At 65.9% G+C, this 13,467-nt stretch carries 12 protein-coding genes; 6 read left to right on the top strand and 6 right to left on the bottom strand.

What is annotated here, in order from left to right; all coding sequences use genetic code 11:
- Window positions 1-130: 130 nt before the first annotated feature.
- Genes mce through SPR01S_RS19400 form a run of 3 tightly spaced genes read right to left on the bottom strand, consistent with a single transcriptional unit; the run spans window position 131 to window position 2,614 of the window.
- The gene (gene mce, locus SPR01S_RS19410) at window positions 131-550 is read right to left on the bottom strand and encodes a methylmalonyl-CoA epimerase (protein WP_066592862.1); all 420 of its coding nucleotides are present in this window, start codon (window positions 548-550) and stop codon (window positions 131-133) included.
- The gene (locus SPR01S_RS19405; protein ID WP_245662123.1) at window positions 547-1,071 is read right to left on the bottom strand and encodes a hypothetical protein; all 525 of its coding nucleotides are present in this window, start codon (window positions 1,069-1,071) and stop codon (window positions 547-549) included. The genes mce and SPR01S_RS19405 overlap by 4 nt, the downstream gene beginning before the upstream one ends.
- A 16-nt stretch (window positions 1,072-1,087) precedes the next feature.
- Window positions 1,088-2,614 carry an acyl-CoA carboxylase subunit beta gene (locus tag SPR01S_RS19400; RefSeq protein ID WP_066592860.1) on the bottom strand — a complete coding sequence of 509 codons (1,527 nt, stop codon included), beginning with the start codon at window positions 2,612-2,614 and terminating at the stop codon, window positions 1,088-1,090.
- A 104-nt stretch (window positions 2,615-2,718) separates the two neighbouring features.
- Here SPR01S_RS19400 and SPR01S_RS19395 point away from each other — a divergent pair, with 104 nt between their 5' ends.
- The 5 genes from SPR01S_RS19395 to msrA all read left to right on the top strand — a co-directional run bounded on the left by SPR01S_RS19395 (window position 2,719) and on the right by msrA (window position 7,893).
- The gene (locus SPR01S_RS19395) at window positions 2,719-4,125 is read left to right on the top strand and encodes a helix-turn-helix domain-containing protein (RefSeq protein WP_066592850.1); all 1,407 of its coding nucleotides are present in this window, start codon (window positions 2,719-2,721) and stop codon (window positions 4,123-4,125) included.
- A 293-nt stretch (window positions 4,126-4,418) separates the two neighbouring features.
- Window positions 4,419-4,748, top strand: coding sequence for a hypothetical protein (locus tag SPR01S_RS19390; RefSeq protein ID WP_066592841.1), 330 nt, complete (start codon window positions 4,419-4,421; stop codon window positions 4,746-4,748).
- A 168-nt stretch (window positions 4,749-4,916) separates the two neighbouring features.
- On the top strand, window positions 4,917-6,833 hold the full coding sequence (locus SPR01S_RS19385; RefSeq protein WP_066592838.1) for a S9 family peptidase: 1,917 nt from the start codon (window positions 4,917-4,919) through the stop codon (window positions 6,831-6,833).
- Between the two features lie 201 nt (window positions 6,834-7,034).
- Complete coding sequence (locus SPR01S_RS21890; protein WP_169803471.1) at window positions 7,035-7,178, top strand: hypothetical protein; 144 nt, start codon at window positions 7,035-7,037, stop codon at window positions 7,176-7,178.
- 55 nt (window positions 7,179-7,233) lie between these two features.
- Window positions 7,234-7,893: a peptide-methionine (S)-S-oxide reductase MsrA gene (gene msrA / locus SPR01S_RS19380; protein WP_066592834.1), complete on the top strand. Its 660-nt coding sequence runs from the start codon at window positions 7,234-7,236 to the stop codon at window positions 7,891-7,893.
- Window positions 7,894-8,042: 149 nt separating this feature from the next.
- Here the strand turns inward: msrA and pdeM are convergent, their stop codons facing one another.
- On the bottom strand, window positions 8,043-8,705 hold the full coding sequence (gene pdeM, locus SPR01S_RS19375; RefSeq protein ID WP_066592832.1) for a ligase-associated DNA damage response endonuclease PdeM: 663 nt from the start codon (window positions 8,703-8,705) through the stop codon (window positions 8,043-8,045).
- A gap of 124 nt (window positions 8,706-8,829) precedes the next feature.
- On the opposite strand from pdeM, the gene SPR01S_RS19370 reads away from it, so the two are divergent.
- On the top strand, window positions 8,830-10,758 hold the full coding sequence (locus SPR01S_RS19370; RefSeq protein WP_066592828.1) for a potassium transporter Kup: 1,929 nt from the start codon (window positions 8,830-8,832) through the stop codon (window positions 10,756-10,758).
- 160 nt (window positions 10,759-10,918) lie between these two features.
- Here the strand turns inward: SPR01S_RS19370 and SPR01S_RS19365 are convergent, their stop codons facing one another.
- Both SPR01S_RS19365 and SPR01S_RS19360 read right to left on the bottom strand, forming a co-directional pair.
- Window positions 10,919-12,325, bottom strand: coding sequence for a M20/M25/M40 family metallo-hydrolase (locus tag SPR01S_RS19365; RefSeq protein ID WP_066592825.1), 1,407 nt, complete (start codon window positions 12,323-12,325; stop codon window positions 10,919-10,921).
- Between the two features lie 71 nt (window positions 12,326-12,396).
- A complete protein-coding gene (locus SPR01S_RS19360; RefSeq protein WP_066592823.1) occupies window positions 12,397-13,362 on the bottom strand; it encodes an aspartyl protease family protein in 966 nt (321 codons plus the stop codon).
- Window positions 13,363-13,467: the final 105 nt, after the last annotated feature.

Below are 13,467 nucleotides of genomic sequence, written 5' to 3'. Positions count from 1 at the left end.
GGGGTCGTGCGAGCCGGAGGCTCGCGCCGAGCTGCGCTCGGCCTGACCCCTCTCCCAGCTCCGACTAGGGCTCTGACGAGCCCAAGTCTGCGCAACCCTCTCCCCTGCGCGCAGGGGAGAGGGAGAATCGTCAATGCCCGTCCTTGGGCGTCTCCATGATCTCGGTCAGCACCCCACCCATATCGCGCGGATGGACGAAGAAGATCGGCGTGCCGTGCGCGCCGATGCGTGGCTCGCCGAGGACCTTCGCGCCCTTGCCCTCGAACCAGGCCTTGGCTGCCATGATGTCGGGCACTTCGTAGCAAAGGTGATGCTGGCCGCCCGCCGGGTTCTTCTCGAGAAACGCGCGGATCGGCGAGGTCTCGCCGAGCGGTTCGATCAGCTCGATCTGGGTGTTGGGCGTGTCGACGAAACATACTTTCACGCCCTGCGCGGGCAGATCGAACGGATCGTGGATCACCGTCGCCCCCATCACGTCGCGCCAATAGGGAATGGCGTCGGCGATCGAGGGGGTCGCGACCCCGACATGGTTGAGGCGGCCGAGCTTCACTGATCCGCCTTCTTGTCCTTGGGCTCGGGCGCGCGGACCGGCGGCTGGCCGAGCGTATAGCCGCAGGCCGCCAGCACCGCGGTGATCGGCTGCGCGCTCGACGGGCCGGTGAAAGTCGCGTCGATCGGCTCGCCGGTCGTCGTCGTGGTGTGCATCTTGATCGTCTTGGCCGCGGCGAGCGCGGTGGTCAGCGTGGTCACGGCGACGTCATCGCGCTGGAACGCGCCCTGCTGGACGAATTCCCAATTGTCGATCATCGGCGTGTTGGCGTCGAACGTCAGCGATACCGGGCGCGCAGGCGGGCCGCCGAGCGGCGTGCGGCTGAACAGCTGGACCGACACGACGTTCGCCTTGCCCGCGTCGCAGCGCACGACGAGCTTGGCATTGCCATCGGCCGAGGACGTGCCGGTCACCGTCGAGGTGATGGCGGGATCGGTCTTCGGACGGGTCGTTACCGTCCACGGCGCGACCGCCGCCGGAGCGGGAGCGGCCTGGAGCAACAAAGCGAGGATCGAGATCATGAGCGGCGGCCTTTCGTCAAAGCGGAATGTTGTCGTGCTTCTTCCACGGGTTCTCGAGGCTCTTGTTCCTCAATTTCCGCAAGCCCAAAGCGATGCGCCGACGCGTCGAATGCGGTTGGATCACTTCGTCGATGAATCCCTTGGCCGCCGCGACGAACGGATTGGCGAAGCGCGCCTCATATTCGGCGGTGCGCTCGGCGATCTCATCCGGGGTCTTGCCGCGGAAGATGATCTCGACCGCGCCCTTGGCGCCCATCACCGCGATCTCGGCGGTCGGCCAGGCGTAATTGAGGTCGCCGCGCAGATGCTTCGACGCCATGACGTCATAGGCGCCGCCATAGGCCTTGCGGGTGATGACGGTGATCTTGGGCACGGTCGCCTCGGCATAAGCGAACAGCAGCTTCGCGCCGTGCTTGATGATGCCGTTATGCTCCTGCGCGGTGCCGGGCAGGAAGCCGGGGACGTCGACGAAGGTGACGATCGGAATCTCGAACGCGTCGCAGAAGCGGACGAAGCGCGCCGCCTTTTTCGACGAGTTGATGTCGAGCACGCCGGCCAGCACCATCGGCTGGTTGGCGACGATGCCGACCGTTTTCCCCTCGATCCGCCCGAACCCGCAGATCACGTTGCCGGCATGTTTGGGCTGGATCTCGAAGAAATCGCCTTCGTCGACCGTCTTCCGGATCAGTTCGTGCATGTCATAGGGCTGGTTGGCCGAGGCCGGGATCAGGGTGTCGAGGCTGTCCTCGATCCGGTCCCAGGGGTCCGATGACGGACGTTCCGGCACCGGCTCGCGGTTCGACGCCGGCAGGAAATCGATGAAATCGCGCGCCGCCAGCAGCGCCTCGATATCGTCCTCGAACGCGACGTCGGCGACCGAGGTCTTGGTGGTGTGCGTAATGGCGCCGCCCAGTGCCTCCTGCGTCACCACTTCGTTGGTCACCGTCTTCACCACGTCGGGGCCGGTGACGAACATGTAGGAGGAATCCTTCACCATGAAGATGAAGTCGGTCATCGCCGGCGAATAGACCGCGCCGCCCGCGCACGGGCCCATGATCAGCGACAGCTGCGGCACCACGCCCGAGGCGAGCACGTTGCGCTGGAACACCTCGGCATAGCCGCCGAGCGACGCGACGCCTTCCTGGATGCGCGCGCCGCCCGAATCGTTGAGGCCGATCACCGGCGCGCCGACCTTCATTGCCATGTCCATGATCTTGCAGATCTTCTGCGCGTGGCGTTCCGACAGCGAGCCGCCGAACACGGTGAAGTCCTGGCTGAACACGAACACCAGCCGGCCGTTGATCGTGCCCGATCCGGTGACCACGCCGTCGCCGGGGATGATCTGGTCCTGCATGCCGAAATCGACGCAATTATGCTCGACATACATGTCGAGCTCCTCGAACGAGCCTTCGTCGAGCAGCACGTCGAGCCTTTCGCGCGCGGTCAGCTTGCCCTTGGCGTGCTGTGCGGCGATGCGCTTCTCTCCGCCGCCCAACCGGGCCGCGGCGCGCTTCTTCTCGAGTTCGGCGATGGTCGACGACATGGAGGCTCCTGATACGGACCGGGCTTCTTTCCCCTAGCAGGCGGCCTTCGCAACTGTAATGTTGCAAACTTGCCGATGCGGGGTTTGCAAACTATTCCCTCGGCATGACCGAAGGCATCCGCCGCATCTTCGCCGGACACCGTCTCCGCGCACTGCGCCAGCGGCTGGGGCTGAGCCAGCGCGCGCTGGCCGACCAGCTTGCGGTGTCGGTCAGCTATCTGTCGCAGATCGAGAATGGCGACCGTCCGATCACGCCATTAGTGATGGTCGCATTGGCCCGCGCTTTCCCCGCCGATTGGGAGACGATCGCGGCGGCCGACGAAGGGATGCTGCTGGTCGACGCGATCGAGGCCTCGAGCGATCCCAGCGTGCCCGACGCGCGGATCGACGAGGCGACGTTGCGGCGCGGGGCGCGACAGCAGCCGCAACTCGCGCGGCGCATGGTCGCGCTCCACGCCGCGTTCCGCCGCTCGCAGGAGCAATTGCGCGCGTTCGACGACCGGTTCGAGGCGGGCGCGGCCGAAGCCGCGCGCTTTCCGTGGGAGGAAGTGCGCGACTGGTTTCACGCCGAGCGCAATTATGTCGACGCGCTCGATCGCGCGGCCGAAGCGATCGCCGAAGAGATGGGCGAGGGCGCTATCGAGGGCGCCGCGCTGGAGAACCGGCTCGGCCGGCGCTTTGGTATCACCGTCGCCGCCGATCGCGAGCTGGGCGGGCCGGTACGCGCTTACGATCCCGGCGCACGCCTGTTGCGCCTCGACCCCGCCTTGCCCGAGGCGAGCCAACGCTTCGCGCTCGCGCACCAATTGGCGCGGCTGGAATTCGCCGAGCTGATCCGCGACATCGCCAGCGAGGGGATCGCTTCCGATGCCGGCCGCGCCTTGCTCGCCGCCGGACTGACCAATTACGCCGCCGGCGCCTTGGTCATGCCCTATGCCCGCTTCCGCGCCACCGCGCGCGATCTGCGCCACGATATCGACCGGTTGAGCCTGCGCTTCGGGGTCAGTTTCGAACAGACCTGCCATCGCCTGTCGACCTTGCAGCGGCCCGGTGCAGCCGGCATCCCGTTCTTCTTCTGCCGCGTCGACATGGCGGGCAACATCACCAAGCGGCATTCGGCGACGCGCTTCCAGTTCGCGCGATTCGGCGGCGCCTGTCCGTTATGGGGCGTGCACGAGGCGGTCGCGATCCCCGACCGCATCGCCGTCCAATTGGCGGAAACGCCCGACGGTACGCGCTACGTCTCGATCGCCAAGGGGCTGGTCAAGCCGTCGGGCAGCTTCACCCGCAGCCCGCGCCGCTATGCGGTGACGCTCGGCTGCGAGGAGGCGCATGCCGCCGACTTCGTCTATGCCGACGGCATCCGCGCGGACGATGCCGCGACACCGATCGGCGTGTCGTGCCGCATCTGTCCGCGCACCGATTGCGACCAGCGCGCTTTCCCGCCGGCGGCAAGCGAGATCCATATCGACCCCGACGCACGCGGGCCGGTGCCGTATTCGTTCGGGTAGGCGTGCATCAAATCCTCCCTCGCCAGGGGGAGGTGGCAGCCGCCAGGCTGGGCGGACGGCGACCAGCCGGTGTCGTGCTTCCTCCCCCTCCGACGCGCTCCGCGCGCCACCTCCCCCTGGCGGGGGAGGATTTTGGCAGTCGCAATCGACAGCCGCCGTTCATCTACCTGAACGAACCTGACGCGCTCGCGATCATCCGCGACACATTCGGACATTTCCCGGCACAGATCGGCGACAGTTGGGGCCGAAACAGTCTCTCGACCGCTCGATCGGTCACCAAAGGAGTGAAAGACATGAAGAAGCTGACTGTTATGCTGATGGGGCTGGGCTTCGCCACCGCCGCTTTCCCAGCCGTTTCGGTCGCCGCGCCGTTCGCGCCGCTCAACCAGCGCGCGCAGATGATCCAGTCGCGGATCGACCAGGGCATCCGCTCGGGCAATCTGAATCGCCGTGAGGCTTTCCAGCTGCAAGGCCAGCTGCGCGGCATCCAGAAGCTCGAATATCGCTATCGCCTGTCGGGCGGACGGATCGACATGCGCGAACGCGCCGACCTCGAGCGCCGCTACGACGCGCTGAGCGCGAAGGTGCGGTTCGACAAACATGACGGCCATCGCCGCTGGTAGTCGGACTTGCTCGGAGGGGCGCAAGGAGAGGGGGCCGGGCAACCGGCCCCTTTTTCGCGCGACCACAACAGCCCTCTCCCGCGAAGGGGTGAGGGATTCCAAGGGCACAGGCTTGCCTATCCCCAACGACGGCGTATCGATCGCATCCTTCCACCCATGGAGTCTTCGATGCGCCTTGCTCTTGCCGCCGTCCTGCTCGCCGCCACGTCCGCACCCGCCATCGCGGCGCCGCTCCATTCCTATTCAGGACTGGCAATCTCCGCGTCGGGGGATCGGGTCGCTAGCGTCGAAGCGATCGAGAATGAGGGCAGTGCCGGCAAGGCCGCGCACGGAAAGATCGTCGTGCGATCGGTCAAGGACGGCAGGATCCTGACGACCATCGATCCTTGCACGAAGTGTAGCTATTCGGGGGTGACGTTCGGCCCGGGCGGCGCCGTCGCCTTTCTGGAGCGCGACCGCGATGCCGGAACCGTCGCGCTGGCGCTGGCGGACGGCAAGGCGACGCGCACGGTCGCTACGCTTCGCGGCATCGCCCAGACCCCGCGTTTCTCCCCCGACGGCAAGAAGATCGCCTTGCTGGTGACGCTCAACGCCGCCAAGGAATCGGGCGCGACCCAGCCCGGCGTCCGGCAGGTCGGCGAGATTGGGGAGACAAGCGACGAACAGCGGCTGGCGGTGTTCAACCTGGCGGGTGCGCCGGTCACCGACGTCAAGCCGGTCTCTCCCGCCGAGCGCTATATCTACGAATATAGCTGGACCCCCGACAGCGCCTGCTTCGTCGCGACCACCGCGCTGGGCAATGGCGACAATAATTGGTGGGTCGCGACGCTCGACGCGATCGACGCCACGAGCGGGGCGGTGCGCCCGATCGCCCGGCCCAAGACCCAGATCAACGCGCCGCGCGTCTCGCCCGACGGCAGGAGCGTGGCCTATATTGGCGGGCTGATGAGCGATTTCGGCGCGGTCGGCGGCGACGTCTGGACCGTGCCGTTCGCCAGCGGCGAGCCGGTCAACGCAACCAAAGGCGACAAGGCGACGGTCACCTCGCTGACCTGGACGAAGGTGGGCATTCGCGACACGCGATTGATGGGCGCCAACGCCCAGGTCGGCGCGCTCGGCGCCAAGGGCAGCAGCATCCTGTGGTCCAAACCCGCGAGCTTCGCCGCCGGTGACGGCCGCGTGGCCTATAGTGCCGACGGATCGGTGATCGCGACGGTGGTGCAGGATTATGAGCACGCGCCGGCAATCTATGCCGGACCCGCGACGGCACCGCACAAGATCACGAGCGACAATGACGCGGTCGCCGCGATCACCAAGGCGACCAGCGTGACCTGGACCAATGAGGGATATTCCGTGCAGGGATGGCTGCTCGCACCGCTCACGGCCGAAGTCGGGCGCAAGGCGGCGATGGTCACGATCGTCCATGGCGGTCCGTCATCGGCCAACACGCCTTATTTCTTCGGCGACAACGGTCCCGCCGACATGATCAAGGCGGGCTATTACGTCTTCCTGCCCAATCCGCGCGGCAGCTTCGGCCAGGGCGAGGCATTCACTGCCGCCAACAAGCGCGATTTCGGCGGCGGCGACCTGCGCGACATCCTGGCCGGGATCGATGCGGTCGAGAAGATCGCCCCGGTCGACGACGATCGGCTCGGCCTGACCGGCGGCAGCTATGGCGGCTTCATGGCGATGTGGGCGAACACCCAGACCAATCGCTTCAAGGCGATCGTTGCGGGTGCGGGCCTGTCGAACTGGATCAGCTATTACGGCACCAACGGCATCGACCAGTGGATGATCCCGTTCTTCGGCAAGTCGGCCTATGACGACCCCAAGCCCTATGTCGAGGCGTCGGCGATCACCTACATCAAGAAGGCCAGGACCCCGACCTTCATCTATGTCGGCGAGCGCGACATCGAGGTGCCGCCGACCCAGTCGATCGAATATTGGCATGCGCTGAAGGAACTGGGCGTGCCGACCACGTTGATGATCTACCCCGACGAGGGCCATGGCATTCGCCAGCCCGAGCATGTCGCCGACCTGCGCAAGCGCGTTGCGGCGTGGTGGGAGAAGTATCTGGGGAAGTAGGGCGGTAGCGGCCCGCCATTCCAACCGTCATCCCGCTTGCGCGGCGATGGCTTGTTTAGGCTGCACGACCCGCAAACCCCAACCCCTGATGAACGGACAGGCCAGAGAAAGTTCAGGCCCGGAAACCTATCGTTTCGACCATCAGGGTTGAAGCGAGGCGTTCGAACGCCGATTTCGCACCCGCAACAAAGGACAAGAGCCATGAAGGCCCTCATCACTTCCTCCTTTTTCTGGCGTTTCGTCGGCGGCTTCGCTTTGGGCGGAGTCGGCGTGCTGACGCTGCATCCGGCCGGCGCGCAGACGCTGCCGCATACTCCGGCGGCGATCACGCATCTGGCGGACTGAAACCTTGGGCGCTCGTGTTCCGTACTTATATCATCGGAACAACGGAGCTCCCCGTATGATCAAATATGTTCTGCCGCTTGCCGCCGCCGGTGCGCTGGCCGCGGCGATCTTCACCAGTCCCTTCGCCCATGCCGAACGCGCGGTGCCGATTCCGGCGCCGGCGCACGACGTCCAGCCGAGCGTTAAACCCAGTGTCGCGGTACTCGCCGGCGGCTGTTTCTGGGGCATGGAGGCGGTGTTCGAACGCGTCAAAGGCGTGACCAACGTCACCGCGGGCTATGCCGGGGGCACTGCCGCGACCGCGACCTACGACCAGGTGTCGACCGAAACCACGCGCCACGCCGAAGCGATTCGCGTCAGCTATGATCCGCGCGTCGTCAGCTACGGCACGTTGCTGCGCATCTATTTCTCGGTCGCGCACGATCCGACGACACTCGACCGCCAGGGTCCCGATCGCGGCACCAGCTATCGCTCGGCGATCTTTCCGCAGAATGCGGCGCAGCGCGCGGTGGCGGCGGCGTACATCGCGCAGCTGGGCCAAGCGAAGGTCTATGGGCGGCCGATCGTGACCAAGATCGAGACCGGCGGCTTCTATCCGGCCGAGGCCTATCACCAGCATTTCTTCGACAAGAATCCCAACCATCCGTACATCGTGGCGTGGGACAAGCCCAAGGTCGCTGCGTTCAAGGCGGCGTTTCCGACGCTGGCGAAGTAGGGCCTCCCATCCGTCACCCCGGCCTTGTGCCGGGGTCCACCGGGCGGCAAGTCCAAGACAAGCGGCTCCAGCTTCGCGCTCACTTGCACGGTGGATGCCGGGACGAGCCCGGCATGACGGGGTGGGTCGGGTTTCCTTCGAATCCTTGGTCACGCCGCCAGCGGAAACCGCAGCAACCGATCGGCGACCGGCACCAGCGCCTCGCCGCTTCGGCCCACCGCGCGGACGATCTCGGGATGATGGACGTCGAGCCCACCGGTGAGCGAACCGAAAGCGGGCAGCACCAGCTTGGTGCCGGTCGCGACGAAACAGCGCCGCGACACCAGTCGCCCGCGCACCCGCACCCGGAGCTTGGGATGGAAGTGCCCCGACAATTCGGGCCGCGGATCGCGCGAATCGGCTTCGTGCCGCAGCACCAGCCCGTCGAGCTCGGCCTCGTCGACGATCTCGCCGCCGCACGGATCGGCCATCGCATGGTCGTGGTTGCCGACGACCCAGACGAAGCGGTGCGCGGCGGTCAGCGCGCGCAGCCGCTCCTGTTCGGCCGCGGGCAAGCGCTCGCATCCGCGCGAATCATGGAAGCTGTCGCCGAGGCACCAGATCTCCGCCGGTGCGGTCGCCGCAACGGCTTGTTCCAGCGCCGCCAACGTCGCCGCGCTGTCATAAGGCGGCAGCATCTGGCCGAAGCTGGCGAACCAGCTCGCCTTCTCGAAATGCAGGTCGGCGACGATCAGCGCGCGCCGCGCCGGCCAGAACAAAGCGCCGTCGGGTTGGGCGGCAAATTGATGGCCGGCGAACGAAAAGGGAACCATTGCCCATCCATGCCGTAATAGCAGGGCGCGATCAATGGCTTGCGGCGGTGCAACAAAAGCCCCTTGATCGGCGCGCCAACAGGCGTAAAGCGCGCCGTCCTTTCCGGCAGGCCCATCCGACTCCATGTCAGCAGCCATTTCACCCCAACAGACGATGTCGAAAAAGGCGCTGGCGGCGCTGACCATCGGCGCGATCGGCGTGGTGTTCGGCGATATCGGCACCAGTCCGCTATACGCGTTTCGCGAAGCGCTCAGCCAGGCCGCCGCCGATGGGCTGACGGCCGACGAGATATTGGGCGTGCTCAGCCTGGCCTTGTGGTCGCTGATCCTGGTCGTTTCGATCAAGTACGTCACTTTCCTGATGCGCGCCGACAATCAGGGCGAAGGCGGCGTGCTGGCGCTCGCCGCGCTGGCCCGCCGCGCGCTCGGCTGGCGATCGCGGATCGCGCTCGCGCTGGGCGCGGCCGGCGCCGCCTTATTCTATGGCGACGCGATCATCACGCCGTCCTTGTCGGTATTGTCGGCGGTCGAGGGCCTGAGGACGATCCCCGGCGGCGCCGACGCGATCGGCGACCATACCATTCTGGCGGTCACGATCGCCATCCTGATCGGATTGTTCCTGATTCAGTCGCGCGGCACCGCGCGCGTCTCGGTGCTGTTCGGGCCGGTCTGCGTCTTGTGGTTCGTGGTGATCGGCGGCCTCGGCCTCTATCACATCAGCGACGAGCCCGGCATCCTGTGGGCGTTCAATCCGTGGCATGCGGGCCAATTCCTGGCGACGCACGGCGTGCTCGGCCTGTTCGTGCTGGGCGCGGTGTTCCTGACCGTGACCGGCGCCGAGGCGCTGACCGCCGATATGGGGCATTTTGGGGCGAAGCCGATCCGGCTCGGCTGGTTCCTGCTCGCCTTTCCAGCGCTGTGCCTCAACTATCTCGGACAAGGCGCCTATACGCTCAACAAGCTGGAGGCGGTGCAGGCGACCGGTCAGAAATGGGAGAATGCCGACTGGTTCTTCCTGATGGCGCCCGAGACGGTGCGCCCCCTGCTCGTCATCCTGGCGACATTGGCGACGATCATCGCCAGCCAGGCGGTGATCACCGGCGCCTATTCGCTGACGCAACAGGCGGTACAGCTCGGTTTCCTGCCGCGCCTTCGCGTGCGCAACACCTCGGCCGATTATGCCGGCCAGATCTATCTGCCGTCGATCAACTGGCTGCTGCTGGTCGGCGTACTGGTGCTGGTGGTCCAGTTCCGCACCTCATCGGCGATGGCGGCGGCCTATGGCATCGCGGTGACGGGCACGATGGTGATCACGACCTTGCTCGCATACGTCGTGGTGCGGCACAGCTGGCACTGGCCGCGTCCCTGGGCATTGGCGATCATTCTGCCCTTCCTGACGCTCGACCTGATCTTCTTCGGCGCCAATAGCTTGCGCGTGATCGAAGGCGGCTGGGTGCCGCTGGTCATCGCCGCAGTGATCGGGCTGGTCATCTTCACCTGGGTGCGCGGCAAGGCGATCGTGAAGACGTTCGAGCAACGCCAGAGCGTGCCGCTCGCCGATCTTGCCGCGGCGCTGGCACGGCGCGCGCCCGAACGGGTCGAAGGCACCGCGATCTTCCTGACCGGCAATCCCGACAGCGCGCCCGGCGCGCTGCTCCACAACCTCAAGCACAACAAGGTGCTGCACGAGGTCAACCTGATCGCTTCGGTGCGCACCGCCGACCGGCCGCAAGTGCCGCCCGAGGAAAGGTGCGAGGTCAAACGGATCGACGACAATTTCAGCGTCGTGATCCTGCGTTACGGCTTCATGGAGACGCCCGACGTGCCGCGCGCTCTGGCCGACGCGGCCAAGGCGGGGCTGATCGCCCTCGATCCGATGAAAGCGAGCTATTTCATTGGTCGCAACACGCTCAAGCCCGATGCCGAGGTCGGCATGCCGTTATGGCAGGACCGCATCTTCATGTTCCTGCAGCGCAATGCCAGCGACCCTACCGACTTCCTGCATATCCCGCCGGGCAAGGTGCTGGAGTTGGGCGAGCAGGTGACGGTTTGAGCGCTTCGCGCTCGGACAGTCATCCACTAAGGCGGGGATCCCGAGCCTCAGGTTTAGCCGGCGCGAAGTGAATTCGCGCCGTCGGCCGGTGTCTTCGACACCGCCGGCCGAGCTCGTCGCCGGGGCGCGGAATAGCGGCCGCTATTCCGCTGCGACGAGCTCATCCCGCGTACGCTTTCACCAGATCGTACAGATAATCCCGCCCGACATAGAGCGACTCCACCCGGATGCGCTCATTCAGCCCGTGGATGCCGCTGAAGTCGGATTCGATGAACACGCCCGGCGCGCCATAGGTCGGAATGCCGATCGCTTCGAGGAAGATGCCGTCGGTGGCGCCGGTCGACATGCTGGGCAGCATCGGCACGCCGGGGAAATACTTGTCGGCCAGCGTCTTCATCGGTCCGACGATCTTGGGGTCGAGCGTCGGCGGGATGCCGATCGGGCGGACCGGCTGGTTGGCGGTCACGGTCACCTTGGGTCCGGCCAGTTCCTTCAACTTGGCCAGCGTCCCCTCGACGCTTTCACCCGGGAAGATGCGGCAATTGACGTTGGCCGTCGCCTTTTGCGGCAGCGCATTCTCGGCATGGCCGGCGCTCAGCAACGTCGCGACGCAGGTCGTGCGCAAGGTCGAATGCATCGCCTTGTCGAGCGAGACGATCTTGTCGGCCTCGGCGTCGTTGGGATTGGCGAGCAGGCGCTTGACCGCCGCCGCCATCGGCGCGGGCGTCTGCGGCGCGCCGGCCACCGCGGTAAAGAAGGCACGCGTCGTATCGGTGAACTTCACCGGGAATTCGTAGCCACGCACTTTCTCGAGCGCGTCGGCGAGCTCGTAAATGGCGTTGTCGGGAACCGGCTGCGAGCTGTGCCCGCCGGGATTGGTGGTGGTGAAGGTGAAGTTTTGCGCCGCTTTCTCGCCGACCTGGATCGCCAGGATCTCGCGCTCGCCCTTGGCGTTGTAGCGCCCGCCGCCGCCTTCGTTGAGGGCGAATTCGGCAGCGATCAGGTCCGACTTGTTCTTGGCCAGCCATTCGGCGCCGTTAAAGGCATACGTGGTTTCCTCGCCGCAGGTCAGCGCCATCTTGATCGTGCGCTTGGGCTTGTATCCGCTGGCCTTGAAGCGGATCATTGCATCGGCCCAGATCGCCGCCATCGCCTTGTCGTCGACCGTGCCGCGTCCGTAATAGAATCCGTTCTCCTCGATCAGCTTGAACGGATCGCGCACCCAATCCTCGCGCTTGGCGGCGACGACATCGATATGCGCGAGCAGCAGCATCGGCTTGGCCTTGGGATCGCTGCCTTTCAGCACCGCGACCAGTCCGCCATCCTTGGGATGATCGGGCACCGAGAATGGCGTCAGCTCGCTGTCGTTATAGCCGGCCGCCTTCATCCGCGCAGCGATCTGCGCGGTCGCCTGGGTGCAGCTGCCGATGTCGACCACCGTGTTGGTTTCGACCAGTTCCTTGTACAGGCCGAAAAACGCCTGCTGATCCGGCCGGAGATCGGCCGCCGCGCCGGCCATTGGCTGGGCGAGCAGTCCCGCCGCGATGATCCACCCCAATGCGCGCATGATGCCCCCCGATTGTTATGATGACTGGGGGAGATTAGAGCCCGAAACCGGGCGATGCGCAACGTCCGACGTCAGGGACGCATGCGGGCCGAGCTCGCCATCACGTTGCGCGGCAAGGTCAGGCGGATCTCGCGGTTGGCGAAATCGATCTGGACGCGGCGAAACAGCCGGAGCGAGTCCATGCCGAGCATCAGCGCCGGCGTGTCGGTCAACCCGAACCGCTTGAACGGCACGGCATCGGCGAATGCGATCGGCAATTGGTGGAAACCGACCCCTGCTATGTCGAGCGAGTCAATCACGCGATAATCGGCCTGGAGATACTGGCCGGTCACCGCTTGCAGCGAGACAGTGCCGAGCGACTTTTCGGTCTTCACGCGCCTGAGCAAGGCGAGGTTGCCGACGGTCACCGGCGATCCGGTGTCGATCACGACCGAGATGCGCTTGCCGTGATAGCGCGCGTCGGTGACGATCAACTGGCCGTAGAGATTCTTGGCGCGGATCACGATGTCGTCCGGGCTGCCCATCAGGCCGCGTTTCTTGGACGCGCGGACTTCCATCACGTTCTTGTCGAAATCGATCGACACCGCATGACCCTTGAGCGCGTCGATTCCCAGCATGCCGGGCGCGCCGAGATTGGTCGCCTCGACCGCCGGCGCCTCGATCGTGTCTGGCGCGATCATGTTCACGCGGAGATCGGAGAGCTTGTAGGTGCCGAGCTCGCTCTGTCCCGCCATCGTCGTCACCCGGACGCGGCGTCCGGTGCTGAGCTTGAGGACGTCGGCCAGTTCGCGCGACACCACGGTGCGTTCCGATCCGGTATCGATGATGAAGGAATAGGGTCCGCTCGGGCCGATCGACACAGGAACGGTCATGCGCTGTTCGGTATTGGCGAAACCGAGCAGTTCGGACGCGGTCGCCGGAGTGGTCGCGCCGGTCGCCGGAACCACCGGCGGATCCTGGGGAACGCCGCTATCGGCCGATGACGGCGCAGCCGTCGCGCCCAAGGCCAGAACCAGCAAGGGAATAAACCCGCGCATGACGCGAATGTTACGCCCGTTCCGGTCTTGTACCAAGAGAATTCGTGTGCGCTCAGAGTCTGTCGAAAACTCGCGAAAGAGCGAGTTTTGAGACCGCACCAGCCC

Source organism: Sphingomonas pruni NBRC 15498 (assembly GCF_001598455.1).
GTDB lineage: Bacteria > Pseudomonadota > Alphaproteobacteria > Sphingomonadales > Sphingomonadaceae > Sphingomonas > Sphingomonas pruni.
This window is presented reverse-complemented; position numbering and strand designations above follow the sequence as displayed.

What these genes read in the sequence shown, in the direction of transcription:
- SPR01S_RS19400 (WP_066592860.1), bottom strand. Translation starts at nt 2,614, where the DNA reads ATGTCGTCGACCATCGCCGAACTCGAGAAGAAGCGCGCCGCGGCCCGG.
- SPR01S_RS19405 (WP_245662123.1), bottom strand. Translation starts at nt 1,071, where the DNA reads ATGATCTCGATCCTCGCTTTGTTGCTCCAGGCCGCTCCCGCTCCGGCG.
- SPR01S_RS19360 (WP_066592823.1), bottom strand. Translation starts at nt 13,362, where the DNA reads ATGCGCGGGTTTATTCCCTTGCTGGTTCTGGCCTTGGGCGCGACGGCT.
- SPR01S_RS19390 (WP_066592841.1), top strand. Translation starts at nt 4,419, where the DNA reads ATGAAGAAGCTGACTGTTATGCTGATGGGGCTGGGCTTCGCCACCGCC.
- pdeM (WP_066592832.1), bottom strand. Translation starts at nt 8,705, where the DNA reads ATGGTTCCCTTTTCGTTCGCCGGCCATCAATTTGCCGCCCAACCCGAC.
- SPR01S_RS19365 (WP_066592825.1), bottom strand. Translation starts at nt 12,325, where the DNA reads ATGCGCGCATTGGGGTGGATCATCGCGGCGGGACTGCTCGCCCAGCCA.
- SPR01S_RS19395 (WP_066592850.1), top strand. Translation starts at nt 2,719, where the DNA reads ATGACCGAAGGCATCCGCCGCATCTTCGCCGGACACCGTCTCCGCGCA.
- SPR01S_RS19370 (WP_066592828.1), top strand. Translation starts at nt 8,830, where the DNA reads ATGTCAGCAGCCATTTCACCCCAACAGACGATGTCGAAAAAGGCGCTG.
- msrA (WP_066592834.1), top strand. Translation starts at nt 7,234, where the DNA reads ATGATCAAATATGTTCTGCCGCTTGCCGCCGCCGGTGCGCTGGCCGCG.
- SPR01S_RS19385 (WP_066592838.1), top strand. Translation starts at nt 4,917, where the DNA reads ATGCGCCTTGCTCTTGCCGCCGTCCTGCTCGCCGCCACGTCCGCACCC.
- SPR01S_RS21890 (WP_169803471.1), top strand. Translation starts at nt 7,035, where the DNA reads ATGAAGGCCCTCATCACTTCCTCCTTTTTCTGGCGTTTCGTCGGCGGC.